General features: G+C 70.8%; 24 protein-coding genes. 10 read left to right on the top strand and 14 right to left on the bottom strand.

Features of this window, described 5'->3' with window-relative positions; translation table 11 throughout:
- The first annotated feature begins 256 nt into the window (after window positions 1-256).
- Window positions 257-1,207, top strand: coding sequence for a TIM barrel protein (locus tag OG587_RS05660; RefSeq protein WP_329087522.1), 951 nt, complete (start codon window positions 257-259; stop codon window positions 1,205-1,207).
- Between the two features lie 252 nt (window positions 1,208-1,459).
- On the opposite strand, the gene OG587_RS05655 is transcribed toward OG587_RS05660, so the two are convergent.
- The gene (locus OG587_RS05655) at window positions 1,460-2,335 is read right to left on the bottom strand and encodes an A/G-specific adenine glycosylase (protein WP_329087521.1); all 876 of its coding nucleotides are present in this window, start codon (window positions 2,333-2,335) and stop codon (window positions 1,460-1,462) included.
- 133 nt (window positions 2,336-2,468) lie between these two features.
- On the opposite strand from OG587_RS05655, the gene OG587_RS05650 reads away from it, so the two are divergent.
- Complete coding sequence (locus OG587_RS05650; protein WP_329087519.1) at window positions 2,469-3,143, top strand: hypothetical protein; 675 nt, start codon at window positions 2,469-2,471, stop codon at window positions 3,141-3,143.
- A 192-nt stretch (window positions 3,144-3,335) separates the two neighbouring features.
- Here OG587_RS05650 and disA read toward each other — a convergent pair whose 3' ends face one another.
- The 5 genes from disA to OG587_RS05625 all read right to left on the bottom strand — a co-directional run bounded on the left by disA (window position 3,336) and on the right by OG587_RS05625 (window position 7,680).
- Window positions 3,336-4,421, bottom strand: a complete 1,086-nt coding sequence (gene disA / locus OG587_RS05645) for a DNA integrity scanning diadenylate cyclase DisA (RefSeq protein WP_329087518.1) — start codon at window positions 4,419-4,421, stop codon at window positions 3,336-3,338.
- 274 nt (window positions 4,422-4,695) lie between these two features.
- A complete protein-coding gene (gene radA / locus OG587_RS05640) occupies window positions 4,696-6,099 on the bottom strand; it encodes a DNA repair protein RadA (protein WP_329087516.1) in 1,404 nt (467 codons plus the stop codon).
- Window positions 6,100-6,169: 70 nt separating this feature from the next.
- A complete protein-coding gene (gene trxA, locus OG587_RS05635; protein WP_329087515.1) occupies window positions 6,170-6,484 on the bottom strand; it encodes a thioredoxin in 315 nt (104 codons plus the stop codon).
- Window positions 6,481-6,861 (bottom strand): MerR family transcriptional regulator, encoded by a 381-nt coding sequence (locus OG587_RS05630; protein ID WP_329087512.1) that lies wholly within the window; start codon window positions 6,859-6,861, stop codon window positions 6,481-6,483. Before OG587_RS05630 ends, trxA begins: the two co-directional genes overlap by 4 nt.
- 120 nt (window positions 6,862-6,981) lie before the next feature.
- The gene (locus tag OG587_RS05625; RefSeq protein ID WP_329087510.1) at window positions 6,982-7,680 is read right to left on the bottom strand and encodes a class I SAM-dependent methyltransferase; all 699 of its coding nucleotides are present in this window, start codon (window positions 7,678-7,680) and stop codon (window positions 6,982-6,984) included.
- 162 nt (window positions 7,681-7,842) lie between these two features.
- Here OG587_RS05625 and OG587_RS05620 point away from each other — a divergent pair, with 162 nt between their 5' ends.
- The 6 genes from OG587_RS05620 to OG587_RS05595 all read left to right on the top strand — a co-directional run bounded on the left by OG587_RS05620 (window position 7,843) and on the right by OG587_RS05595 (window position 14,052).
- Window positions 7,843-8,652: a sugar phosphate isomerase/epimerase family protein gene (locus OG587_RS05620; protein WP_329087508.1), complete on the top strand. Its 810-nt coding sequence runs from the start codon at window positions 7,843-7,845 to the stop codon at window positions 8,650-8,652.
- Window positions 8,649-9,281: a TetR/AcrR family transcriptional regulator gene (locus OG587_RS05615; protein WP_329087506.1), complete on the top strand. Its 633-nt coding sequence runs from the start codon at window positions 8,649-8,651 to the stop codon at window positions 9,279-9,281. The genes OG587_RS05620 and OG587_RS05615 overlap by 4 nt, the downstream gene beginning before the upstream one ends.
- A gap of 285 nt (window positions 9,282-9,566) precedes the next feature.
- On the top strand, window positions 9,567-11,717 hold the full coding sequence (locus OG587_RS05610) for a heterodisulfide reductase-related iron-sulfur binding cluster (protein WP_329087505.1): 2,151 nt from the start codon (window positions 9,567-9,569) through the stop codon (window positions 11,715-11,717).
- A 167-nt stretch (window positions 11,718-11,884) separates the two neighbouring features.
- Window positions 11,885-12,679, top strand: coding sequence for a hypothetical protein (locus OG587_RS05605; protein ID WP_329093746.1), 795 nt, complete (start codon window positions 11,885-11,887; stop codon window positions 12,677-12,679).
- On the top strand, window positions 12,676-13,752 hold the full coding sequence (locus tag OG587_RS05600) for a glycosyltransferase (RefSeq protein ID WP_329087503.1): 1,077 nt from the start codon (window positions 12,676-12,678) through the stop codon (window positions 13,750-13,752). The genes OG587_RS05605 and OG587_RS05600 overlap by 4 nt, the downstream gene beginning before the upstream one ends.
- 18 nt (window positions 13,753-13,770) lie before the next feature.
- Window positions 13,771-14,052: a metal-sensitive transcriptional regulator gene (locus OG587_RS05595; RefSeq protein WP_329087501.1), complete on the top strand. Its 282-nt coding sequence runs from the start codon at window positions 13,771-13,773 to the stop codon at window positions 14,050-14,052.
- 485 nt (window positions 14,053-14,537) lie between these two features.
- Here the strand turns inward: OG587_RS05595 and OG587_RS05590 are convergent, their stop codons facing one another.
- Complete coding sequence (locus tag OG587_RS05590; RefSeq protein WP_329087499.1) at window positions 14,538-15,881, bottom strand: hypothetical protein; 1,344 nt, start codon at window positions 15,879-15,881, stop codon at window positions 14,538-14,540.
- Window positions 15,882-16,251: 370 nt separating this feature from the next.
- Window positions 16,252-16,794 carry a gamma carbonic anhydrase family protein gene (locus OG587_RS05585; protein ID WP_329087497.1) on the bottom strand — a complete coding sequence of 181 codons (543 nt, stop codon included), beginning with the start codon at window positions 16,792-16,794 and terminating at the stop codon, window positions 16,252-16,254.
- 140 nt (window positions 16,795-16,934) lie between these two features.
- Here OG587_RS05585 and OG587_RS05580 point away from each other — a divergent pair, with 140 nt between their 5' ends.
- On the top strand, window positions 16,935-18,269 hold the full coding sequence (locus tag OG587_RS05580) for a hypothetical protein (RefSeq protein ID WP_329087495.1): 1,335 nt from the start codon (window positions 16,935-16,937) through the stop codon (window positions 18,267-18,269).
- A gap of 288 nt (window positions 18,270-18,557) precedes the next feature.
- Here OG587_RS05580 and OG587_RS05575 read toward each other — a convergent pair whose 3' ends face one another.
- The 6 genes from OG587_RS05575 to OG587_RS05550 form a co-directional block, all read right to left on the bottom strand.
- Complete coding sequence (locus OG587_RS05575; RefSeq protein WP_329087493.1) at window positions 18,558-18,788, bottom strand: hypothetical protein; 231 nt, start codon at window positions 18,786-18,788, stop codon at window positions 18,558-18,560.
- A 126-nt stretch (window positions 18,789-18,914) separates the two neighbouring features.
- On the bottom strand, window positions 18,915-19,667 hold the full coding sequence (locus OG587_RS05570; protein WP_329087492.1) for a GntR family transcriptional regulator: 753 nt from the start codon (window positions 19,665-19,667) through the stop codon (window positions 18,915-18,917).
- Between the two features lie 150 nt (window positions 19,668-19,817).
- The gene (locus OG587_RS05565; RefSeq protein WP_329087490.1) at window positions 19,818-20,360 is read right to left on the bottom strand and encodes a VanZ family protein; all 543 of its coding nucleotides are present in this window, start codon (window positions 20,358-20,360) and stop codon (window positions 19,818-19,820) included.
- Window positions 20,361-20,600: 240 nt separating this feature from the next.
- Window positions 20,601-21,314 (bottom strand): dienelactone hydrolase family protein, encoded by a 714-nt coding sequence (locus tag OG587_RS05560; RefSeq protein WP_329087488.1) that lies wholly within the window; start codon window positions 21,312-21,314, stop codon window positions 20,601-20,603.
- A 117-nt stretch (window positions 21,315-21,431) separates the two neighbouring features.
- Window positions 21,432-22,190, bottom strand: a complete 759-nt coding sequence (locus tag OG587_RS05555; RefSeq protein WP_329087486.1) for an IclR family transcriptional regulator — start codon at window positions 22,188-22,190, stop codon at window positions 21,432-21,434.
- 241 nt (window positions 22,191-22,431) lie between these two features.
- Window positions 22,432-23,208: an SDR family NAD(P)-dependent oxidoreductase gene (locus tag OG587_RS05550; protein ID WP_329087485.1), complete on the bottom strand. Its 777-nt coding sequence runs from the start codon at window positions 23,206-23,208 to the stop codon at window positions 22,432-22,434.
- 201 nt (window positions 23,209-23,409) lie between these two features.
- On the opposite strand from OG587_RS05550, the gene OG587_RS05545 reads away from it, so the two are divergent.
- Window positions 23,410-24,366 (top strand): LysR substrate-binding domain-containing protein, encoded by a 957-nt coding sequence (locus tag OG587_RS05545; RefSeq protein WP_329087484.1) that lies wholly within the window; start codon window positions 23,410-23,412, stop codon window positions 24,364-24,366.
- The last annotated feature ends 79 nt before the right edge of the window (window positions 24,367-24,445 follow it).

The raw sequence follows: 24,445 nt of genomic DNA, 5'->3' as shown, positions 1-24,445 counted from the left end.
CTGTAGAGCGAGTTCGGTGACTCTCATCCAGATGATCTCAAAGTAGTACTGGCTGCGGTGAGAGCGGTATCGAGGTCAGCCCAGCGACGTACCGAGGAATCAGCTCCGGGAGTGACGCGGAGGTCGGTGGCCGCGCGGGATGCTTCAGACGACCGGATCGAGCTCCCGACAGGGAGAGCTCCGGCTCACGCCGCCGTCGACGACCGGCGCGGGGCTATCGGGGACGCTTACACGGAAGTACGCCTTGGAGGCACGCATGCGTTTACGGCACGAGGACGGGACACTCGTTCACCTGGCCTACAACGCGGGCGTGCACCCCGCCGAGGATCTGGAGAACCTCATCGCGCACCTGACGCGATACGCGGTGCCGGTGCGCAAGCGCCTCGGGGTGGAGCGCATGGGGGTCGGCCTGTGGCTCTCCCCGAGCGTCGCCGACCACCTCACCGCCGACAGGATCGAGCTGGTGCGCCTGCGCCGCTCCCTCGAGGAGCGCGGCCTGGAGGTCGTCAGCCTCAACGGCACCGGTGGCAGGAACCAGGAGGTCCCGGGCCCCGACTGGGCCAAGCCCGAGCGCTACCGCTACACGATGGCGCTGGCCAGGATCCTGGCCTTCCTGCTCCCGCAGGACGTCCGCTTCGGAAGCATCTCCACCATCCCCATCGGCTGGCGCCGCGACTGGCCGGCCGATCTGCATTCGATCGCCTCGCGACGGCTGGAGCGCCTCGCCCGCGAGCTGCGCGGGCTGTACAGCGTCACCGGCAAGACGATCAGGGTCGGTTTCGAGCCGTGGCCCGGATGCGTGCTGGAGACCACCAAGCAGGCCCTCGACCGGGTCGGCGGCATCGACTCCGAGCACCTCGGCATCTGCCTGGACGCCTGCTACCTCGCGGGCGGCTCTGAGGAGCCCGGAGCCGCCCTGCGCGGCCTGGCGGCCGCCGGAGCCCCGGTGGTGAAGCTCGGCCACGTACACAACCACATGGCCGCCTCCTGCCAGGAGCTGCCCAGCACCCGGCCGGTCCTGGAGGACACCCTCACCGCGATGCTCTCCGGCGCGGTGAACGGCACCGCCCACATCGAGGTGGAGACCCACGACCTGGCCGTGCCCCTGAGGGCCAGGGGCCCCGGCGCCCTGGTCAGCATGATCGCCGAAGAGCTCGACTGGGCCCGCACCAGCCTCACCGCCCTCGGGCTGCGCCTCGCCGCCTGATCCTCCTCGCTCGCCGGTTCGCCGGGTTCGCGGCGCGGCGGCGGGAGCCTTCCCCGTCGTGCACGGAGGCCTCGGCGGGGAAGGCCCCGGCGGGAAAGGCCATCCGAGCCGGGGCCGGGCCACCCCCGGTCTGGGAGAGCCCGGAGAAGGCCCGGGAGGGCCCGGCGCGGCTCGTGGCCCGGCTCGGAGGCGGTCCGTGCTCCCGTCCGGCGGGAGAACGCCTGGTCGGGCCGGGAGGCGGTCCGTGCCGTTTCAGCCGGGGAGACGGTAGGTGCCGTCGTCGAGGACCTCGGCCAGTCCGTCCGCCACCAGGCCGTCGAGGGCCCGCTCGCGCTGCGGGGCGTCGTCCCAGACCACGTCGAGAGCGTCCTTGGGCACGGCGCCGTGGGCCTGGCGCAGCACCGCGAGAAGGCGGCCGCGGCACTGGCGATCCGTTCCCGCGTACGTCTGGCCCCTGCGCGCCGGACCGTCGTGGGCCGGCTTGCCCGCCAGGCGCCAGGCGCACAGGTCGCTGATCGGGCAGTCGGCGCAGCGGGCGGCGCGAGCGGTGCAGACCAGGGCGCCCAGTTCCATGACGGCGACCGCCCAGACGGGCGCGCGGCCGGCGTCGGGGAGCAGCGAGGCGGCGAGCCTGCGCTCGGCGGGCGTGGTGGCCTTCGGCGGATACTCCTGGCCGCTGACGGCCCGCGCCAGGACCCGCCGCACGTTGGTGTCGAGAACCGCGTGGCGGCCCTTGAAGGCGAAGCTGGCGACCGCGGCGGCGGTGTACTCGCCCACGCCGGGAAGTGTCAGCAGGGCGTCGTGATCGGTGGGGACCTCTCCGCCGTACCGGTCGGTGATCGCGCGGGCGCACGCGTGCAGGTTCAGTGCCCGGCGGGGGTAGCCGAGGCGGCCCCAGTGGCGTACGGCCTCGCCGGGGGACTCGCGGGCGAGGGAGGCGGGCGTGGGCCAGCGCTCCATCCACTCGGTCCAGAGGGGCAGCACCCTGACCACCGGAGTCTGCTGCAGCATGATCTCGCTGACCAGGATCGACCAGGGGGAGGCGCCGGGCGTCCGCCAGGGCAGGTCGCGGGCGTTGCCGGCGTACCAGTCGAGGATGGGTTCGAGGAGGCGGTTCGGCTCGGGCACCTTTCGACGATAGTGCGGGATCGGGCGGCCTTGGTCCGTCTTCGCCCGACCCCGGCACGTGACCGGAGGCCGAAACAGGCCGGAAGCGGCGGGTCGCCTCCTGTGGCCCGCGAGGACTAACCATACTGAGCGTATGGATCCCGACACGTTCCGTAGCGATATCGGAGTCGACATCTACTGGCGGCGCCGGATGGCCGCGCTCGTCGGTGTGCTCGTGGTGGTCGCCGTCGTGGCGTGGGCCTGCTCGTCGACGAGCGGGCCGGACGACGTCAGGGAGAGGAACACCCCGGCCGCCGGGCAGGAGACGCCGGACCCGCTGCTGGCCGTCCTGCCGACCGTGACGGTCATCCCCTCGACGTCCGCGAGCCCCACGCCCACGCCGGCGGCGACCAGGGCGGCCGCCAGGCCCAGGCGGCCAGGCGAGGCCTGTGTCTCCCCGCAGCTCGTGCTGAGCATGGAGGGCCAGGGGACGGTCTACCCGCCGGGCATCCGGCCCCGGTTCATTCTCACCCTCGTCAACGTCGGCAAGGTGATGTGCACCACCGACGTGGGGCCGCGCGCGATGGAGGTGCGCATCACCTCCGGCGACGACCGCGTGTGGTCGTCCTCCGACTGCGTCAGCGGCGAGGCCGGCAACGTCCGCGAACTCGACCGCGGCATCCCGTATGTCAAGGAGCTGGTGTGGGACCGCCGCCGGTCCGGTGACGACTGCGCCGCCGACCGTGCCGCAGCCCTGCCCGGCACCTACGTCGCGGTGGTCCATGCCCCGGGCCTGCGGAGCCGCAAGGCCGTCTTCCACCTTCGTTAGCCGCCGGGGATCCCCGCGCGGCGGGGACCTCGCGACTCGGCGGCCGGGGGTTCCCGCCCGGCGGGGACCCCGGGTCCGACTCCGGCGGCCGTCGGGGTTCTCGTTCGGCGGGGGCCTCGGGTTCGCGCCGGGCGGGACCCCGGGGACGCCCGGGGACGCCGTGGGTGCCCCGGGGCCCGCCGGGCGGGGACCTCAGACGTAGCGTTCCAGGATGGACGACTCCGCCAGCCGGGACAGGCCCTCGCGGATGTGGCGGGCCCTGGCCTCGCCCACCCCGCCCACCTCCTGGAGCTCGCCGATGCTGGCCGCCAGGAGCTTCTGCAGGCTGGCGAACTGGTCGACGAGGCGGTCGACCACGGTGTTCGGCAGGCGCGGGACCTTGGCCAGCAGGCGGTAGCCCCGGGGGCTCACCGGGGTCTCCAGGGCGTCGTTGCCCGAGTGGCCGAGGATCTGGGCGACGACCGAGAGATCGAGCAGCTCGGCGGAGGAGAGCTGGTCGAGCTCGTGCAGCGCCTCGGCGAACTTGCGCGGGCGGCGGCCCGCCGCGGGCAGGTAGTCGCGCACGATCAGCTCGCGGTCGCTCTCCGTGCCGGCCACGAGCTCGTCCAGCTGCAGGGAGAGCAGCCGGCCGTCGGTGCCGAGCTCGACCACGTAACCCGCGATCTCCTCGGAGATGCGCCTGACCATCTCCAGCCGCTGGGCGACCACCGCGATGTCGCGGACCGTCACCAGATCCTCGATCTCCAGCGCCGAGAGCGTGCCGGAGACCTCGTCCAGGCGGAGCTTGTAGCGCTCCAGCGTGGCCAGGGCCTGGTTGGACTTGGACAGGATGACCGCCGACTCCTCCAGCACGTAGCGGATGCCGTCGAGGTAGAGGGCGATGATCCGCATGGACTTGCTGAGGGAGATGACCGGCAGCGACGTCTGCAGGGCCACGCGCTGGGCGGTGCGGTGCCGGGTGCCGGACTCGTCGGTGGGGATGGACGGATCGGGCATCAGGTGCACGGCCGCGCGCACGATCCGGAGATCGCCGGAGTTGAGGACGATGGCGCCGTCCATCTTGGCCAGCTCGCGCAGCCGCGTCGCGGAGAACTCGACGTCGAGCTCGAAGCCGCCGCTGCACATCTCCTCGACCGTGCCGTCGTATCCCAGCACGATCAGACCGCCCGTGTGCCCGCGGAGAATCCGCTCCAGTCCGTCGCGCAGAGCGGTGCCCGGTGCGACCGCGGCCAGGACGGCTCTGCGGCGTTCGTCGAGTCCTCTGTAGGTTGCTGCCACATGACCCCCGTGGTCTGCGTATAACGCTCAGCTTACCGGCGAAGGACCCGCGCGGTCTGGAATCGGCGGATGCCACGCGCCGTACGGCGCCCGTGACGCGCCGCACCGGCGCGGACGCCGCCGGAGCCGTCGACCGCGTTCCGCCCGGCGCCCGTGACGGGGCGCACCGGCGCGGACGGCCGGCCCGTGTGGCCGTACGGCGCCTGTGACGGCCACGGGAGCGGGGACGCGTCTCGGGTGACCTGGGTGGAGGGCGGCATCCCAGCCGTTCTCCTCAGGTGACGTGGGTGAGGGCATCCCAGACGTTCTCCGCCTCGACGACGTCGAAGCCGGGCGCGAAGGGCGCGCCACGTCCGGCCACGGGGACCAGGGAGTGGTCGCCGTTGTGCTTCTTGCCCGTGTCGAGGGAGCCCGAGGGGACCAGCGCCCGGGTGAAGCCCAGCCGGGCGGCCTCCGACAGGCGGCGCCGCACGTCGCGCACCGGGCGCAGCTCTCCGGCCAGGCCCACCTCGCCGAGCACCACCAGGCCGGAGGGCAACGCCTTGTCGCCGGCCGCGCTGGCGACCGCCAGCATCACCGACAGATCGACCGCGGGATCGCTGAGCTTGATCCCCCCGACGGTGGCGGTGAAGACGTCGCACCCGCCCAGCTTGGCGTTGAGCCGCCGCTCCAGCACGGCCAGGACCATCGTCACCCGGTAGGTGTCGAGCCCGGAGGAGGAGCGGCGCGGCTGCTGGGCCTCGGTCCTGGCGACCAGGGCCTGGACCTCGGCCGGCAGCGGCCGGGTGCCCTCCAAGGTGACCGTGACGCACGTGCCGGGCACCGGGTCGGTGCGGTGGGAGACGAACAGGCCGCTGGCGTCGGCGATGCCCTCGATGCCGCTCTCGTGGAGATCGAAACAGCCGACCTCGTCGACCGGGCCGTACCGGTTCTTGATCGCGCGGACCAGGCGGAGCCGGGAGTGCCGGTCGCCCTCGAAGTGGAGCACGACGTCGACCAGGTGCTCCAGGGTGCGGGGACCGGCGATCGAGCCCTCCTTGGTGACGTGGCCGACCAGCACGGTGGCCATGCCGCGCTCCTTGGCCAGCCGCACCAGGTTTCCGGCGACCTCCCTGACCTGGGTCACCCCGCCGGGCACGCCCGTCGCCTGGGTGGAGCCGATCGTCTGCACCGAGTCGACGATGAGCAGGTCGGGCCGGACCTGCTCGACGTGCGAGACCAGCGCGCCCAGATCGGTCTCGGCGGCCAGGTAGAGGCGGTCCTGGATCGCGCCGATCCGGTCGGCCCTGATCCGCACCTGGGCGGCCGACTCCTCGCCCGTGATGTAGAGGACCGTCTGCTGCCGGGCGATCTTGGCCGCGGCCTCCAGCAGGAGAGTCGACTTGCCGATGCCGGGCTCACCGGCGAGCAGCACGACGGCTCCGGGGACCAGGCCGCCGCCGAGGACCCGGTCGAGCTCGGGCACCCCGGTGCCGCGCGCGTGCGCCACCTCGGCCTTGACCTGGCCGATCGGCACCGCCGGTGCCGACACCGCCCCGGCGGAGGCCACGCGCGCCCCCGCGGCCGCCGTCTCCTCCTCGACCGTGCCCCAGGCCTGGCACTCGCCGCAGCGCCCCACCCACTTGGCCGCCTGCCACCCGCACTCGGCACAGCGGTAGCCACCAGCCTTCTTCGCCATGGCCGCACGTTACCGGCAGGGCCCGACAACTTTCACCTGAAAGTCGCAGGGAGGGACGGTGCGCGCTCCGTCAGATGTGGCCTTCGAGGTCGGCCAGGAGCAGGCGCTTGGGCTTGGCGCCCTTGATCTGCTGCACCACCTCGCCGCCCTTGTAGAGGTTGAGCGTCGGCAGGCCGAGGACGCCGTACCTCGCCGTGATCTCGGGGTAGTCGTCGGCGTTGAGCTTGGCGATCGTGACGCGGTCGCCGTACTCGGCCTCGATCTCCACCAGGACCGGCGCGATCATCCTGCACGGCCCGCACCACTCGGCCCAGAAGTCGACCAGGACGGGCTTGTCGCTCCGCAGCACCTGCTCGTCGAAGTTCTCCGCGGTCAATGTGATCATGATTCTCCCACTTTCCTCAGTACGCATCCTGGGCAGGCCGTGGTCAGCTGCGCCGCCACCTCCGCCCTCCGGGTGAGAAGCGTGCGGATCTCGTCGTCGATCTCCGCCAGCTTGCGCTGGTAAACGGCCACGGACTCCGGGCACGACCCCCCGGAGTCGTGACCGGCCCGCAGGCAGGCCACGAACGGGCGGGCGTCGTCCAGGGTGAAGCCGACGGCGAGCAGTGAACGGATCTCGGAGACGAGTCTGAGATCCGCCTCCCCGTACTCCCGGTAGCCGTTGGCCGAGCGCCGGGCCGTGATCAGCCCCTGCTGCTCGTAGTAGCGCAGCGCCCGGGTGCTGACACCCGCCCGCCGCGCCAGCTCACCGATCCGCATCCGGCCCTCCCCACGACACGACGATAGACCTTGACATCAACGTCAAGGTCAAGCCCCGTTCGGTTGTTCCCGGCCGGCCCGCGGGAGCCGCCGCCCGTACGACGACGTCCGGGGGAGGTCTCAGAAAAGCTTCCAGCGCAGCAGGTTGGGGTAGGCGATCTCCAGGCCGGGGGTCTCGGCGATGGCCCGGTCGGCGACCGGGGGGGTGAACTCGATGCGGAGCACCGCCTCCAGGTCGGCGCGGCGCTCGAAGGACATGCGCAGGTCGAGCCTGTTCGTCTGCCAGCCCTGGCGGTTCCAGAAGCTCTCGACGGACCTGGCCGAGTACGCGGGGATGGACTGGCCGAACCAGCGGCCGAAGGCGCCGCGGGTGGTGTCGATGTCGATCACGAAGGCCGCGCCGCCGCGCCGCATCACCCGGGAGAGCTCGGCCAGGCCAGGCTCGCACCCGGGGCCGAAGAAGTACGCCCAGCGGGCGATGGCCACGTCCACGGAGGCGTCGGGCAGCGGGAGGGCCTGGGCGGTGGCGGCGTGGATCTCGACGTTCCGCAGGGTGCGGCAGCGGCGCCTGGCCAGCAGGACGAGGTCCTCGTGCGGCTCCGCGCCGATCACGCGGGTGGCGGTGGCGGCGAGGGCCGGCAGGTGGTAGCCGGTGCCGCAGCCGATGTCGAGGACCGTCGCCCCGGTCCACGACCGGATGGCCGCCATCGCGGCCTCGGCACGCCCCTCGGGATCCACCGCCCGGTTCTCCAGCTCGTAGGTCTGGGGGGCGTTCCAGATGTTGGGGCTGGGGATGGCGCCCCTCAAGAACCTCGGCATGCCTTCACCGTAATGGTGTGATCTCGGTCGTGTCGGTGGTGGCGGACAGCACTGCTCTTCGTACCCGCTTAGGCTGGCAAAGGTGAGCGACTTGAGCGAGTGGGCCGGTCGGCCCGGCGGTGTTCGCGAGTGCGCGCTCCGAGCCGGAGACGAGGAAGCGGTATGAGCGTCCGTGTATCCAGCGCGAAGATCGCGCTGTCCACCGCGTCGGTGTATCCCGAACGTACTCCCGACGCGTTCGAACTGGCCGCGCGCCTGGGGTACGACGGTGTGGAGGTCATGGTGGGCGCCGACCCCGTGAGCCAGGACGTCGACGTCCTGGAGCGGTTGTCGGACCACTACCAGCTGCCGATCCTGGCCATTCACGCGCCGTGCCTGCTGGTGACGCAGCGCGTGTGGGGCAAGGACCCGTGGGCCAAGCTCCAGCGCGCGCAGCGCGCCGCCGAGCGGGTCGGCGCCAGGACGGTCGTGGTGCATCCCCCGTTCCGCTGGCAGCGCGACTACGCGCGCGACTTCGAGGTCGGCCTGGCCAGGATGCGTGAGGAGACCGACGTGGTCTTCGCGGTGGAGAACATGTTCCCGCTGAAGGCCAGGGGCAACGAGGTCGTCCCCTACTCCCCCGACTGGAACCCGGTCGACTACGACTTCCCGCAGGTCACGCTGGACCTGTCGCACACGGCGGTGTCCGGGTCCGACGCCCTGGAGATGTTCACCAAGCTCGGCGACCGGCTCGCCCACCTGCACCTGGCCGACGGCGTGGGGGTGCCGAACAAGGACGAGCACCTGGTTCCCGGGCGGGGTGGCCAGCCGTGCGCGCCGATCCTGGAGCGGATGGCGGGCAACGGATACTCCGGGCTGGTCGTGTTGGAGATCAACACGCGCAGGGCGGCCAGCCGCTCCGAGCGGATCGACGACCTCGCGGAGGCGCTGGCCTTCGCCCGGCTGCACCTCGCCGCCTCCACCCCCGCATGAGCGATCCCGCCGTGGGCACCCCGTCCGGGAACGGGTCCGCCGCGGAGGCCAGGAGGCGTCCGGGGCGCAGGCCGGGGTCGGCCGACACGCGGGGGCAGATCCTCGCGGCGGCGCGTGAGACCTTCGCGGAGAAGGGGTTCGACAAGGCGACCATCCGGGGCATCGCCCGGCAGGCGGGGGTGGATCCCGCGCTGGTCCACCACTACTTCTCCGGCAAGGAGGGGATGTTCGTCGAGGCGATGGAGCTGCCGATCAACCCCGACATCATCCTCGCGGCGATCACGACGGGGCCCCGCGAGGAGGCCGGCGAACGGCTGGTCAGGCTCATCCTGACGATCACCTCGGAGGCGGACCAGCGCCAGCCGGTGCTGGCGCTGGTCCGCACCGCGATGACCAACGAGCGGATGGTCGTCACGATCCGCGAGTTCATGACCGGGGCGCTCCTCAACCGGGTCGCGGAGGCCCTGGACGTCCCGCCGATCCGGGTGGAGGCGGCGTTCGCGCAGATGTTCGGCGTGGTCCTGGTCCGCTACGTCCTCGAGCTGGAGCCACTGGCCTCGGTGAGCATCGAGGAGCTGGTGAAACTGCTCACCCCCACGATCCAGGGCTATCTCGGCCCGCCTCGATAGCGTCCCCGGTCACATCCCGGTCCGCCATATCGCGCTATATCCCGTGATAGCGCGTCATGCGTCGGCCGTCCCGATATCCTGTCGCGTCCCGCCGGCCACTTCGGCGCCACCCGGAGGCGTGCAGAGCATTGTTCTGGGAATGGTGTTGACCATAGGGTGATCGCGGTCGCCGCGGGTCCCGGTGCGAAGGGAAGTTACTCGTCGGTAGGATTGGTGGGGACCTCTTGTCATCCTGGATGACCGGCGGTCGTACGCTGGCAGCCAACGCCGTCTGTGGGAGGACCCGTGCTCTGGGTAGCGATCATCGGGCTGGTCATGACAGCCGTCGCGGTCGCGCTTGCCGCGCGCCGCGTGTTGTTCCTGTACAGGCTCGCCACCGTCGGGCCCCCCGCGCCCGAACGCGTCGAGTACGCCAGGACTCACCTGGGTGAGGAGATCAAGGCCCAGCTGGTGGAGGTGTTCGGGCAGCGGAAGCTGCTGAAGTGGACGGCCTCGGGCGTCGCGCACTTCTTCGTCATGTGGGCGTTCTTCATCCTGGCGACCGTCTATCTGGAGGCGTACGGCGCGCTGATCCAGGGGGCCGTCACCGGCACCCCCGACTTCCACATCCCGCTCGTCGGGACGTGGGCGATCCTGGGCTTCCTGCAGGACTTCATCGCGGTCGCGGCCCTGTTCGGCCTCATCGCCTTCGCGGTCATCAGGGTCAGGAACTCGCCGAAGAAGCTGGGCCGCAGGTCTCGCTTCTCCGGGTCGCACCTCGGCGGTGCCTGGCTCGTCCTCTTCATGATCTTCAACGTGATCTGGACGATGTTCCTCTTCCGCGGCGCGGCGGCCAACACCGGCAACCTGCCGTACGCCTCGGGGGCGTTCGCCTCCGACGCGGCCGCCGCCCTGCTGCGCCCGCTGGGCCCCTCGGCCAACGAGATGCTCGAACACGTCGGGCTGCTCCTGCACATCGGCGTCATGCTGGTGTTCCTCGTGATCGTGGTGAACTCCAAGCACCTGCACATCTTCACCGCGCCGCTGAACGTGGCGTTCTCCCGGCGTCCCGACGGCAACGGCCCGGCCCAGCCGATGCGGATCGACGGCAAGGTCGTCGACTTCGAGGACGAGGAGCTCGACGGTGACAGGCTCGGCCGGGGCAAGGTCGAGGACACCAACTGGAAGGGTTTCCTCGACTTCTACACCTGCACCGAGTGCGGACGCTGCCAGGACCAGTGCCCGGCCTGGAACACCGACAAGCCGCTGTCGCCGAAGATGCTCATCCTCGATCAGCGCGACCACGCCTTCAAGATCGCGCCGTACCTGGCGGCCACCGAGGAGCAGCGCGCGGGCTTCCACGAGGACGTGCTGGCCCTGCTGGACAAGCCGCTGGTCGGCGAGGACGGCGTCATCCACCCCGACGTGCTGTGGTCCTGCACCAACTGCGGCGCCTGCGTCGAGCAGTGCCCGGTCGACATCGAGCACATCGACCACATCCTCGACATGCGCCGTTACCAGGCGATGGTGGAGTCCAACTTCCCGTCCGAGGCCGGCGTCATGGTCAAGAACCTGGAGAACAAGGGCAACCCCTGGGGGATGTCCGAGATGAAGCGGGCCGACTGGATCGAGGAGCTGGCCGGGCGCGAGGTCGATCCCATCGAGATCCAGCTCGTCGATGAAAAAATAGGCGAAGATGTCGAATATCTTTTCTGGGTCGGCTGCGCCGGGGCCCTGGAGGACCGGGCGAAGAAGACCACCAAGGCGGTCGCGGAGCTGCTGCACGTCGCGGGGGTCACGTTCGCGGTGCTCGGCCCGATGGAGGCGTGCACCGGCGACCCGGCCCGCCGCCTGGGCATGGAGTATCTCTTCGACATGCTGGCCAAGCAGAACATCGAGACCCTGAACGAGGCCGGGGTCAAGAAGATCGTCGCGACCTGCCCGCACTGCTTCAACACCCTCGCCAACGAGTATCCCCAGCTGGGCGGCACCTACGAGGTGGTGCACCACACCCAGCTGCTGGCCAAGCTCGTGGACGAGGGAAGGCTGGTCCCGGTCACGCCGATCGAGGAGAAGATCACTTACCACGACCCGTGCTTCCTCGGCCGCCACAACAAGGTCTACTCCCAGCCCCGCGACATCATGGCGAAGGTGCCCGGGGTGAGGACCCAGGAGATGCACCGCCACAAGGACCGCGGCTTCTGCTGCGGCGCCGGCGGCGCGCGGATGTGGATGGAGGAGCGGCTCGGCAAGCGCATCAACACCGAGCGCGTGGACGAGGCGCTGACCACCGAGCCGGACACCATCTCCACGGCGTGCCCGTTCTGCCTGGTCATGCTGGGTGACTCGATCAACGAGAAGAAGAGCACGGGCGAGGCCAAGGAGACGCTGGAGGTCGTCGACGTCGCCCAGCTGCTGATCAAGTCGATCAAGGGTCGGCCCGTCGAGGCGCCCTGACATCCGGTCGATCATCGTCAGAAGGGAGATCTTCCCGATTCCCCTTCTGACATATGGTCAAGTCAATGGGAAAAGGACGTCAGGTCCGAAAACCTTTCTCCACATAACGGGAAAATCACGGTAACCTCAACGTCGCGTAGCTCATTCAACGGGGAGGGGGCTTGACGATGCCCGTCGTCGTCAGCGATGCCGAGGTTACCCTGGCCGATGTTCTCTCACTTCGGCTGGCCGTCGACGAGCCTCTGGCCGACGGCACCGAACTGGTCCTGCGTAACCGGGCCACCTCGGTCGAGAGCCGGGTGCCGCTGGGCACTCCGGACGTGCAAATGCGCGAGGCGGAGCTGGCGGTCTCGCTCGCGCCGCTCGCGCTCGGTCCCGGCCGCTGGGACACCTACCTGCAACAGGGCACGGCGCGTACGCGGCTGCGCAGTGTCGATCCCGGATTCTCCCTCGACCACCTCGACGCGTACGCGCTGAGCCGCCGCACGCTGGCCTACCGCGCCTACCGGACCCGCAACGGCTTCCTGGCCCTGAAGGTCGATGACGCCCAGCCGGCGGCGGAGGTTCGTTCCGTCTGGTTCAGGGAGGGGCGCTTCGAGGTCACCGGGCTGCTGGCCTTCACCGGCCTCGACGACGACGAGGAGCGGCACGAGGCGAGGCTCGCCCTGCGCCGCAGCCGGCCCGACGCCGAGCTGACCGCCGTTGCAACGGTCCAGGGCGTGCGCTTCCACGCGGCGCTCTCGCTGTGCGACGTGCTCGCCGCCGCTCCCGACCAGACCGGCACCTGGGAACCCTCGCTGGAGGTGCGCGGCGTGGCCACGCCACTCCGGCTGGGCTCCCGGCTGGACGACGTCGACGGCAAGCGCCGCCGCCTGCACTATCCCGCGGCGCAGATCGACGGGGTGCCGATCCGGCCCTGCTACACGGCGGACGACGAGCTCAGGATCGAGGTCGGCGGGTGAGGATCTGCCTGCTCACCCCCTCCGTCTACAGCATGCGCGGTGACGTCCGCTCGATCGTCAACCTCGCGGGAGAGCTGGCAGAACGTCACGAGGTCGAGATCATCAGCGTCCGCCGCCACCGGGAGAAACCGTTCTTCCCGGTGGCGTCCGGCGTGACGCTCTCCTGGGTGGTCGACGCCCAGCCGGGGGTCAGGTACCTGCTCCCGCGGGGCCAGATGCGCACCGAGGTCGCCCTCTGGCGGCGGCTGCGCGCGCTGCGGGCCGACGTGCTCATCAGCACCCGGCCCGGCCTGGGCGTCCAGGCGGCCAGGCACGTGCCGCGCGACGTCACGCGGATCGCCCGCGAGTGGGGCCGGCCGCCGGTGCCGGGGCCGATCAGGAAGTTCTACCCGCGCCTGGACGCGGTCGTCACCGCCACCGAGACGGGCCGGCGGGAGTGGGACCACCTGCTGGGCGGGAACGTGCCGGTCAGCGTGATCCCGGACGCGCTGCCCGCCGGGCCGTGGCCGCGCTCGCGGATGGACAACCGCATCGTCGCCGCGGGAGGGCGCCTGGTGCCGGGCAAGGCCCACGAGCGGCTGATCCGCGCGTTCGCCGTCGTCGCGGGCAAGCGCCCCGACTGGCGGCTGCGCCTGTACGGCGGAGGCCCGGAGGAGAAGCGCCTGCGCGCCCTGGTCGGCGACCTCGACCTGCACAACCACGTCTACTTCATGGGGACGACCTCCGACCTGACCGGCGAGTTCGCCAAGGCGTCGATCGTGGCGACGACCTCCAGGACGGAGGTGCTCGGGATGACCGTGATCGAGGCGATGGCCAGCGGGGTGCCGGTGATCGCGTTCGACAGCCCCCGGGGGCCGGGTGAGTTCGTGGCCGACGGGCGGAACGGGGTGCTGGTCGCCGAGGGGGACGGCGAGATCGAGGCGTACGCGTCCGCGCTGCTCGCGCTCATCGACGACGAGCGGCGGCGGCGGGAGCTGGCCGCGGGCGCCCTGGAGGTCGCGGCGGGTCACGGCGCGTCCTCGGTGGCAGACCGCTGGGAGAAACTGATCGCGGCCACATCCCGCCGCGCCTGACACCGGTACCGTTGGGACATGCATGGGTACAGCGGTGACAAGCAGGCTTATCTGACCCGGTTGCGGCGCATCGAGGGGCAGATCAGGGGCCTGCAGCGGATGGTCGAAGAGGATTCCTACTGCATCGACGTGCTGACCCAGGTCTCGGCCGCCACCCGGGCGCTCCAGGCGGTGGCGCTCGGCCTGCTGGAGGACCACATCGGGCACTGCGTCGCCGACGCCATCAACACCGGGGGGCCGGAGGCGGAGGAGAAGGTCAAGGAGGCGTCGGCCGCGATCGCCCGTCTCGTCCGTTCGTGACTAGTCACATGACTATCTTTTCCGACCACGTCCCGGACCCCGTTGGAGGGTCCGGGACCAGGTCTTGGAAACGGTTCTTCCCGAGGCTTCAGCAAACAGCCGAAGCGCTCAATCCGAGCGCGTTGTCGAGCTCCACCAAGGTGAGGGGCCGTTCGCTGATCGCGACGGCGGACAGCACCTCGGCATAGAGCGCGATCTCGTCCAACGCGACACGGTCGTGGACCCTAGAGTCCAGGTCGTCGTGCCCCACCGCGTCGTCCTTCCTTCCGCAGCCCACACCCACTTCGAGGTTACGGCGGGCGGTCATCGGTGCCCATGGCCCATCGGGACCATTCCTCGCCCCGCCCGTCACATCCTCAAGGAGGATCATTTCCCGTTTAGGAGATCACAATTCAGCTAATTGTCTGATGCGTAGGGGCGTAGAAGGATATAGGGAGAGTAAGGATGAAATAACTAAATTTGTGGTTTAAGCATACTGAGGTGTGTCAGAAGTGACGGGGGTAAGTCCCCGATACCGGCGGGACGGGGTCGTCGCGCTCGTGCGTCAGCCGGTGCACGACCGCCGAGGCCGTCGCGAATCCGCGCTCCGGTATGTCGGTTCCGGTGAGGCGGCACCACGCGAGCCCGGTGGCGTAGGCGGCGCCGAGCAGGGCCGCCGCCGAGGCACGGTTCGGCGGGTGGAGTGCCGAGGGCAGCTCGCCCGAGCGCGGCCAGCACCCCCGCAGCGGGTGCGAGGCGTCGGTGAGCACCACGTGGAGGATGTGCCGCAGCTCGGGATCCAGCCACGGGTAGAGGCCGTCGGCCGCCCTGGGCGCGACGCCCGACAGGTCGGCGGCGAGCAGCGAGGCGGCCACCGCCCGGGGGTCCGCGCCCATCGGGGCGAGGAAGTCCAGCGCCTGGACCAGGTCGTAGAGCGCGTGCTGGAAGTGCTCGCCGGGCGAGGCGTCGGGCAGCGTCATATGGGACGGGCAGCGCGAAAGCCACGCGTGGCGTACCGCGTCGTCGCCCTGGTGGGCCACGGCGGGATCCTGGCAGGCCCGGCGGAGCAACGGCTCGACCATGGACAGCAGGGCGTCGGCCCTCGGCCTGAACCTCGGGTCCTCACGCACCGCGGCGGCGGTGTCGGCCATCAACGCGACCAGCCGCAGGCCCGCCTCCGGGTGCCCGGCCCTGACCCGCTCGCCGTACAACGCGACCAGGTCGCCCAGCGAGGTGGGCGGCAGCCAGCGGACCCACTCGTCGCCGGGCAGCGGGCGGGCAAGGAACTCCCCGAACATCGACAGCAGCACCTCGTTGCCGTCGAAGGCGGGGGCGTAGGCGCACCACATGAGCGTGCCCCAGATCGCGGCGACGGGGCTGGCCACCTCCCCGGCGAAGAGCCCGGCGAACGGCCCGGTGATCGGGAAGTCCTCCCTGCGCCTGCCACGCTGGGCGATCACCAGCTCGCGGACCCTCTCGGTGATCTTGTATGGCACGTCGGGGCCGACGAACCCCTGGATCGACCCCCGGTCGGTGGCGAAGTCGGCCCCGGTCGGTACCAGGTGCGACATGATCGTCGAGGTGACGTGGATCACGTGCGCCGCGGCGCGGAAGTCCCGGTCGGCGGGGGGCGCGGTCAGGTACCAGCGGCCGTCGGCGGGATCCTGGCGGTACCACCGGGCGTGGGCGCCGAACAGCCAGCGTCCGCCGTCCGGGGTGGCCAGCGTGCGCTGCGCGATGGCCTGGGCGCGCGCGAGCGGCGGTAGCGCCGCCCACCGGTGGTCGGCGACCATGGTCCGCACGTCGTTCTCGATGGCGTCGAACCCGTCCCACTGCCACATGCCGGTCATCGGCATTCCGGGGCAGGACCCCTGGCCTGCGCCACGGGCGGGATGCCCCTGCCTCCCTTCGGTCAAGGTCGTACCAGGCCCCGCGATCCCCCGATCGGGCCTTGCACGATCGTAAGGCCCTTCCCACCGCGGTGCCGGAGGGGCCGCCAGGGCCCGGGACCGGGACGTCCCGAAGCACCCGGATATCCGGGTGCCTCGGGACGTTTGGATCTTCAGGCGCTCAGGCGCTCAGGCGCTCAGGCGCTCAGGTGTGTCGGGTGTTCGGTCGCTGAGGTCGCTGAGGTCGTTCAGGTCGTTCAGGTCGTCCGAGTCGTCCGAGTCGTTCAGGTCGTCCAGGGGGCGCTGGGAGGCGTCCGGTCGTCCGGGCCGCTCAGGCCGGTGGGAGGGGGGTCGCGGCCCGGTGGCGGGCCGCCTTGGCGATGTAGCCGGCCGCTGTACGGGCGAACGAGGCGCGGTCGTCGTCCGTGAGCTCACGGACGATCTTCCCGGGGACGCCCGCGACGAGCACCCCCGCCGGGATCCGCTTCCCCGGCGCCACCAGGGCGCCCGCCGCGATCAGCGATCCGGCGCCGATCCTGGCGCCGCCCAGCACGATCGCGCCGATGCCCACGAGCGCGCCGGTCTCCACGTGGGCCCCGTGCACCATGGCCTTGTGCCCGAGGCTCACCCGGGGCTCCAGCACGGCCGGCTCGCCCGGGTCCGAGTGCAGGCAGCACAGGTCCTGGATGTTGCACTCCTCCCCGACCTCGACGTCCTCGTCGTCGCCGCGCAGGACCGAGCCGTACCAGACGTTCGCGGCACGGCCCAGCCGTACCCTCCCGACGACCACCGCTCCGGGGGCGATGTAGGCGTCCGGATGGATCCGCGGGATCGCGTCGCCGTCGAGGGCGGCGATGTAGGGCGTGGGGTTCATGAGGACGATGTTACGAGGGGGCGATCTGTCTGGTATTTCCGCAAGCAGGTGGGGCGTTCCGGTTGCGGACTTGGGCAGTAAGCAGGAAAGTCGTCTCCTGACGTCTCCTTTCCCGCCACACAACCTCCACGGGCAGTGCCATGACAAACCAGCACGAGAGCTTTCCCGACCTGATGCATGAGGACTCGTTCGAGGTCGTCATGCGCGGCTACAGCCGTCGTCAGGTTCACGACTACATGGACCGCCACCGCCACCAGATCCGCGACCTGGAGGAGCGGCTCGGGCGCGCGATCGACCAGGCCGAGCAGGGCCGGATCGAGCTCGCCGAGGCCCGCAGAAGGCTTTCCGACGCCCCGCAGGACTATGACGAGCTCGGCCAGCGGCTCAGCCAGATCCTGAAACTGGGCGAGGAGGAGGCCACCTCCAAGAAGCAGGTCGCCGAAGCCGAGGCGATCAAGCTCCGCGACGACGCGGCGATGGAGGCCGAACGACTGATCACCTCCGCGCGGGATCGGGCCGAGGGCATACTGAACGCCGCGCAGCAGGAGGCCGAGCGCCGGGTGGCCGAGGCCACCGCGGCCGCCGAGCAGATGCTCTCCCAGGCCGGCAACGACGCCGAGGAGACGCTCAACGCGGCCCGTGCCGAGTCCGAGGAGACGCTGCGCAGCGCCCGCACCGAGGCCGACCGGATGGTCACCTCGGCGAGGAACGAGGCCGAGCGGACGGTGCAGGAGGCCCGTGCCGAGGCCGACTCCACGCTGAGCGCCGCCCGCGCCGAGGCGGAGGCGACCGTCCTGGCCGCCAACACCGACGCGCACTCCACCCTGTCGACGGCCCAGCAGCGCGCCGCCGCCCTGGACGAGACCACCGGCCGCCGGGTCGTCTACCTCACCGATACCCACCACGAGGTCATGCGTCGCCTGCACGAGATGGGCGCCGTTCTGGGCGACCTGCTGCATCGCGAGGGTGCGGCCGGGCCACTGATCGACGAGGGCTCCGTGCTGCCCCCGGCCCGCGTGCAGCCCGCGCTGGCCGCCCCCGTCGCCGTTCCCGATCCCGTCCCCTCCGACTCCGGTCCCGCCTCCGCGGAGGCTCCCGACGACGTCCAGGGCGCACCCGGCGCGGCGGACGCCGTCGCCCCCGACGGTGCCGAGGCACCGTCGGGACAGAGCGGGCACGTTCGGCACGCCGAAGCCGAGGACGAGCCCGAGGGCGTGCGGGACACCGGGTTCGACGACTCGCCCGACCTGGAGTCCGTACGGGTGATCGTGGACGACGACGCCCCCGCCAGGGGCGCGGCCGAGCGGCGTGGCCGGGACGACGACCGTTCCGATGAGATGCATGTCGAGGTGTACGACGACGCCGACGACGCCGACGACACTGCCGCCGACCTCGCCACCGACACCGACCTCGGCCAGGCCGCGGGGAAGGCCGATGAGGACGAGGAGAAGTACGCCGCCCCCAGGCGGAAGTAGGAGACCCCGCCCCCGGAGACCGTGAGGCGGGCTCGCGCGGCCGTGGAGACGTCGCGCGGTCCCCTCCTCCGGAGAGCGTGCAGCGGGCTCGCGCGGCTGTGGAGACGCCGTGCGGAATCCCTTCTCCGGGGGCCGTGAGCGGATTCGCGCGGCCGTGGAGACGTCGCGCGTCACGGTGGCCGGAGATCAAGCGGAAGCCCCCGCCCCCGATAGGGTCGGGGACTTCCGCGATTGGGGGCCCGGCGCCGGGACCGCATCGGATCCGCTCACCCCGGCACCGGGCGGTCTTCAGGTGTCCGTCCCCGGCGTCGTGCCGCCGGAACGTTCCTGCTGGTCGAGTAGCTGCTCACGCAGCCCTTCCGGATCGTCCGCGTCGATGGTCATCGCGCAGCCGACGTCACGCTGGGCGGAGGTCAGCGGGTGGTGGCGGGTCGCCCACCACCTGCCCGCGTCGCTCCGCCAGATCGTCCAGTCGGGGAACTCCCGGGCGATTTCAGCGAGATGTCGGTCGAAAGACATCTGTGCACCTTCCCCGCGCCCAGGCCCGTCTTTGCGACGTTCCACCTCTGACGGTGAGGCACTTCTCTAGAGAAATCAATGATCGCGGGGGACAGGTCAACCTATCGGTTGACGGATGGTCTTGATCTATGAGTCGAAGTCGTACTGAAGTACGTAAGAGGCGGCATCGAGGATCATCTCGTTGACCTCGACGGCGACGCCGTCGGCGGTGCGGGCGACCCGGGCGATCACGATGACCGGGGTGCCCGCGGGCAGGTCGAGCTGGACGGTCTCGTGGGGGTGGGGCATGCGGGCCCGGATCTCCTCGGTGAAGTGCGCCGGGGCGTGGCCGAGCTCGCCGAGGCGCGCGTAGACGCCTCCTGGACCCGTGTCCTCTCTCGTGATCGCGGTTCCGTCCACCAGGGCGGCGGGGAAGTGGGAGACCGACAGTTGCACCGGCCGCTCGTCCACCGAGTAGCGCCGCCTGCGGACCCATACCTCGGGGCTGCCCAGCACCCGGGCCACGGCGTCCTCGGCGGTCTCCCGGTCGATGTCCACCTCGTCCACGGTGTAGGGGCGACCCCTGGTGTCGGAGTCCCAGATGGCCTCGCCGCGTCCCCACTGGTCGCGGGAGAGCCGCCGGGAGCCGTGCCGCCTGATGGGGCGGAACTGCCTGACGTACACCCCCGAGCCGCGTTTGGGGACGGCCAGTCCTTCGTTGATTAGTACGGACAGTGCCTGCCTGGCGGTGGCACGGGCTATGCCGTGCCTCGCCATCAGGGCGTTCTCGCCCGGAAGCCGATCCCCGTCTCGGAGATCGCCGGACAGGATCGCTTCGCGAAGCCCGTCGGCGATGCGCCGATAGATCGGGGGCTCGGGAGGTACCGGGGACTGCTGCACGTTCGATCACCCTCTGTCACCAACCGGGTTTGGCGTCTCCAGAGAACTTGCCCCGCCTTGTCCACGATCGCACAGATACGGAGGTTGGTATCGTGCTTCTTTTGGGAGGATCGTGCCCGTGTGGCGATCTTAAAGAGTTTTCCCGGTCCGTTACCGTGGAACGGTCCCGACCGGTATTCGGGCGGCCCACCACCGGCGCGTGACGAGGGCGGCCGACACGGCCCCCGCCGCGTTGACGATCACGTCGTCGACGGAGCTGATCCGTCCCAGACGCAGGGCGTACTGGAGGACCTCCACGGTGAGCGACGCCCCGGCCGCCACGGCCGCGATCCGGGTGAGTGAGGCGAACCGCGCCGAACGGACGGGGAGCATGGCCCCGAGCGCGGCGAAGACCAGGAGATTCCCTCCGACCTGCACGAACGCCGCCTGCCCCGGCCCGTGAAGGGTCGCCCACAGGTCCGCGAAAGGGATGAGGCTGACGTCTGAGAGCCCCGCTCCGGGGGTGAGGATCATCCAGATCCAGGGCACGGTCCCGGCCACCGCGACCACGTCGGCCAGGGCGGTGCGCACGGGGAAAGGGTGACCGGCGCGGGTGCGGCGGAGGGCCAGCAGATGGACGGCCAAAACGACCGCGGGGACCGCCGCCAAGGCCGCCAGAACGACATTCCCCCACTGCTGCCACGCCTGGTGCATGAGGCAATGATGTGGTGCGCGGAGCCCCGCCGGGCGGCCTTCGAGGTTACGAGAAGGTGACCTCCAGGCAAGGGTCGTTCTTCACTCCCGTGAGCGGTGGAGGGGCACCCGGACGCGGAGGAGGAGCACCCCGGGGGATCCGCCCCGGCCGGAGCCCTGCGGCCGGAGCTCCCCGGACAGAGCTCTGCGGCCGGAGCCCCGCCGCGGGTGCGGAGGGCGGGAACCTGGGAGTGAGGCGCCTCAGGGCAGGGAGGCCGGGGCGAGGTTGCGCCCGAGGAAGTGCACGGCCCGGTCCCAGGCGGCCCGCGCGGCCTCCGGATCGTGGAACTGCGGGGCCTCGTGGTTGTGGAAGGCGTGCCCGGCCGCCTCGGCGACGTACACCTCGACGTTCGAGCGCCCGGCCGCGGCCTTCTCCACCACGGAGACCCGCTCCCGCGGGATGTAGGGGTCGGATCCGCCGAACACGAGCAGCAGCGGGCAGGTGATCTTCTCCATCATGCCCGCGGCGTCGGGTACGGCGGATCCGTAGAACGACAGGACCGCGCCCACCTCGACCGTGGCCGCGAGGAGGTAGCCGATCGAGCCTCCCAGGCAGAATCCGACCACCCCGGCCCCGCCCTCCGCCTCGGGCAGCTCACGCAGGTGCGCCAGGGCCACGGCCGAGTCGGCCACCCCGTGGGGGACGTCGAACCTGGAGCCCATCTCGATCGACAGGGCCGTCCCGGCCTCGTCGTGGGCGGACACCCAGTTGGGCCGCAGCCGCCAGAACAGGTCGGGGGCGCCGACGACGTACCCGAGCGCGGCCAGGTCCTCGGCGACCCGCCTGATGTACGGTCCGACCCCGTAGATCTCCTGGATCAGCAGGACGACCGGGCCCCGGCCGCTCGGGGGCAGCCACAGATGCAGGTCGAACGAGCCGTCGGCGACGGTGACCGTCTCGGTGCGAGCTTCCACGGGGATCCTCCTGCTGGCTGCTGACGTGGCGACTGCCGACGTGTGACGACGTACGAGCAGTGAACCGCATACCCGTCGAACGCGGACAGATGTGCGAACGGGCGTAAGGTCCGCCCGTCAGACGGTCCTGGCCAGGGCGCGGGAGATGCCCAGGGCGGCGGCCTTGACGGCCGGGGCCAGCCGGGTGGGCTGGAAGCGGGCCAGCGGCACCGAGACGGACAGCGCGGCCACGGCCACGCCGCCGCCGAACACCGGGGCCGCGACGCAGGCACCGCCCAGCTGGGCCTCCTCCCGATCGTAGGCCAGCCCCGCCGCCTGGATCTGGCCGATGGCCTCCTCCAGGCGCCGGGGGTCGACGATCGAGTGTGGGGTCAACCGGCGCAGCGGGCGGCCGAGGACCTCGTCGATCAGGCCGGGCCCGGAGTAGGCGAGCAGGGCCTTGCCGATCCCGGTACAGGTGAGCGGGAGGCGCCCGCCGACGTGCGAGGGCAGGGCGAAGGTCTCCCGGCCGAGGATCCTCTCGACGTAGACGACGTCGAGGCCGTCGCGCACGCCCAGGTGGACGGTCTCGTGGGTCGCCTCGTGAAGGTCGTGCATGAAGGGCAGCGCCGCGTGTCCCAGGTCGCGCTCCAGGGGCACGATGCTCCCCAGTTCGAAGAGGCGGCGGCCGAGATGGTAGCCGTCCGGGCGGCGGGTGATCGCGCCGATCGCGGTCAGCTCGGTGAGCAGCCGGAAGGCGGTGGTCTTGGGCAGGTGGCAGCGCTCGGCGACGTCGGCCAGGCGCAGCGGTCCTCCCGTGGGACGGAACGCGTCGAGTACGAGCCAGGATTTCTCCAGCACGGACAGCCGGTCGGGGTTCCGTTTCACGGAACGCATTCTTGCCGACGAGCCGCTCGCGACTCCATACCCCCAGCACCCCCAGCACCCCCAGCACCCCCAGCGCCGCCGGTGACTCTGAGCGTGCCACCTGGTACCCGTCGCCGCCGATGGCCTTTGAGCGCCCCTGGTACCCGTACGGCCCCTGGTACCCGTACGTCGCGGGGGGCCGGGCGTGCCGTCCGGACGCGCCGTCTCGCCGGCGTCGTCCGGGCGCTCGCCTCGGAGCGCCCATCGGTCACTACACCGACTTCGTCGAGCCGCCGTCGACGACCAGGTCTATTCCGGTGATGTACGAAGCGTCGTCGGACACCAGGAACGAGATGGCCGAGGCGACCTCGGCGGCATGTCCGGGGCGCCCGAGACTGATCCTCCGCTCAGAGCGGACGAACTTCTGGACGGCCTCCTCGCGAGGAAGGCCGAGACGGGCCGAGAGATCGTCCACGAACCCGCCGGGCTGATCCCACAGCGGGGTGCGGATGGACCCCGGCGACACCGAGTTGATTCTCACGCCGTGCGGGCCGAACTCCTCCGCCAGCGTCTTCGCCAGCGTCACCAGGCCGGCCTTCGTGACGGCGTAGTCGACGAAGTACGGGTCGGGAGTCCGGCCCGTGGTCGACGCGACGAACACCACCGAGCCGCGCTGTGACGCCTTCAGCGAGGGAAGAGCGGCTCGGGAGACGCGCACCGCGCTCATGACGTTGACGCTCCACGTCGTCGCCCAGTCGTCGTCGGTCGTGCCCACGAACGAGGGCCGCGTGGGTGCGATGCCGACGTTGTTGACGAGGATGTCGAGCCGGCCGAAACGGTCCAGCGTGGCGCCGACCAGAGTCGTTCCCGCCTCGGGGTCGGTCAGGTCGAGGTCCACGTGGTGGAGCTCCGGCGGGTGGTCGGCGGCCCGCATCAGATCGCCGGAGACCACGTACGCGCCATCGGCGATCAGCCGCCGTACGGTGGCCTCACCGATTCCCGACGAACCTCCGGTCACCACCGCGATCATCCCGCTGAGATCGGTCACCACGCACTCCTCGCATCTCGGTGGCCTTCCATGAGTGGCCGTCCAAGCCGACACTTCGAGCATCCAGCACGACGCGGGTCAATGGCGGCCTCGGGCCATTCCCCTTGCGTGTGAAGGCATGTCCATGTTGCTATAGCCAAAGTTGGTGCTATTTATCACGTGACATGTTCATAAAGGCATGTTCGGACTACGATCGATCGCATGCACATCCCCAAGCTGCTCGATGGAAGGCTCAAGCTGCGGCATCTCGTCCTGGTCGACGTACTGAGCACTCAGGGCACCGTGATCGGCGCGGCCAGAGAGCTGCACGTGACCCAGCCCGTCGTCACACGCAGCCTTCAAGATCTTGAGCAGGTCCTTGGCGTCGTCCTTTACAACCGGGGTCCCCGCGGGCTCACCCCCACCGACTTCGGCGTCGCCTTCACGTCGCACGCGCGCACCGTGCTCTCGCAGCTCTCCCAGGCGGCACGCCATATCGCCGAGATCGCCGACGCGGAACGCGGGACCGTGGTCGTGGGGACCCACCTCACCGGGTCGAACCTGCTGATCCCCCGGGCGATCGCGGCGCTCAAGGCCGAACGCCCGCTGGTGACCGTGGTCGTGCGCGAGGGCGGGACGGACATGCTGCTGGCCGAGCTCGAGTCGGGACGGCTTGACATCATCGTCGGCCGCCTCACCTCGCCGTCGGACGAAAGGCTCGTGCGCCGCACGCTGTACCAGGAGTCGGTACGTGTCGTGGTCGGCGCACAGCACCCTCTGGCCCGGCGGGCCGACGTCCAGCTGGAAGATCTCGCCGAGTATCCCTGGATCCTGCCCGGGGTCGAGACGGTGCTCCGGCGTGAGCTCGAAACCTACTTTCTTGAGAACGAATTCGAGCTCCCGCAGAACAGGGTGGAGGCGACGTCGTTCCTCACGGTGCGGCAGCTTCTCCTGGAGACTCACAACATCGCGGTGATGCCGGACCTCATCGCGCGAGAGGATCCGCGGATCTCGACGCTCCCCATCTCCCTGAAGCGCATCGGACACAGCGTCGGGCTCACGCTCCAGGCCGACCGCCGCCTCAATCCCGCGACGGCCGCGTTGGTCGACACCCTTCGCCGCACGGCACGCGACCTCTCCATGCCGTCTACCAGCCCGATCTCGCCGCCCCGCGACTGAGGCGCCGGGGTCGCCGACGCGATGAGCCGAGGCGGCGGCGGATCGGACATCCCTCTCGCCGTCATGACAGTGAGTGATC

The organism is Streptosporangium sp. NBC_01469, assembly GCF_036227305.1.
Taxonomy (GTDB): Bacteria; Actinomycetota; Actinomycetes; order Streptosporangiales; family Streptosporangiaceae; genus Streptosporangium.
This window is presented reverse-complemented; position numbering and strand designations above follow the sequence as displayed.

Excerpts from the sequence above, each read along its gene's own strand:
- OG587_RS05660 (WP_329087522.1), top strand. The coding sequence starts at position 257 with ATGCGTTTACGGCACGAGGACGGGACACTCGTTCACCTGGCCTACAAC.
- OG587_RS05650 (WP_329087519.1), top strand. The coding sequence starts at position 2,469 with ATGGATCCCGACACGTTCCGTAGCGATATCGGAGTCGACATCTACTGG.
- radA (WP_329087516.1), bottom strand. The coding sequence starts at position 6,099 with ATGGCGAAGAAGGCTGGTGGCTACCGCTGTGCCGAGTGCGGGTGGCAG.
- trxA (WP_329087515.1), bottom strand. The coding sequence starts at position 6,484 with ATGATCACATTGACCGCGGAGAACTTCGACGAGCAGGTGCTGCGGAGC.
- OG587_RS05630 (WP_329087512.1), bottom strand. The coding sequence starts at position 6,861 with ATGCGGATCGGTGAGCTGGCGCGGCGGGCGGGTGTCAGCACCCGGGCG.
- OG587_RS05625 (WP_329087510.1), bottom strand. The coding sequence starts at position 7,680 with ATGCCGAGGTTCTTGAGGGGCGCCATCCCCAGCCCCAACATCTGGAAC.
- OG587_RS05620 (WP_329087508.1), top strand. The coding sequence starts at position 7,843 with ATGAGCGTCCGTGTATCCAGCGCGAAGATCGCGCTGTCCACCGCGTCG.
- OG587_RS05615 (WP_329087506.1), top strand. The coding sequence starts at position 8,649 with ATGAGCGATCCCGCCGTGGGCACCCCGTCCGGGAACGGGTCCGCCGCG.
- OG587_RS05605 (WP_329093746.1), top strand. The coding sequence starts at position 11,885 with ATGCCCGTCGTCGTCAGCGATGCCGAGGTTACCCTGGCCGATGTTCTC.
- OG587_RS05595 (WP_329087501.1), top strand. The coding sequence starts at position 13,771 with ATGCATGGGTACAGCGGTGACAAGCAGGCTTATCTGACCCGGTTGCGG.
- OG587_RS05590 (WP_329087499.1), bottom strand. The coding sequence starts at position 15,881 with ATGACCGGCATGTGGCAGTGGGACGGGTTCGACGCCATCGAGAACGAC.
- OG587_RS05585 (WP_329087497.1), bottom strand. The coding sequence starts at position 16,794 with ATGAACCCCACGCCCTACATCGCCGCCCTCGACGGCGACGCGATCCCG.
- OG587_RS05580 (WP_329087495.1), top strand. The coding sequence starts at position 16,935 with ATGACAAACCAGCACGAGAGCTTTCCCGACCTGATGCATGAGGACTCG.
- OG587_RS05575 (WP_329087493.1), bottom strand. The coding sequence starts at position 18,788 with ATGTCTTTCGACCGACATCTCGCTGAAATCGCCCGGGAGTTCCCCGAC.
- OG587_RS05565 (WP_329087490.1), bottom strand. The coding sequence starts at position 20,360 with ATGCACCAGGCGTGGCAGCAGTGGGGGAATGTCGTTCTGGCGGCCTTG.
- OG587_RS05555 (WP_329087486.1), bottom strand. The coding sequence starts at position 22,190 with ATGCGTTCCGTGAAACGGAACCCCGACCGGCTGTCCGTGCTGGAGAAA.
- OG587_RS05545 (WP_329087484.1), top strand. The coding sequence starts at position 23,410 with ATGCACATCCCCAAGCTGCTCGATGGAAGGCTCAAGCTGCGGCATCTC.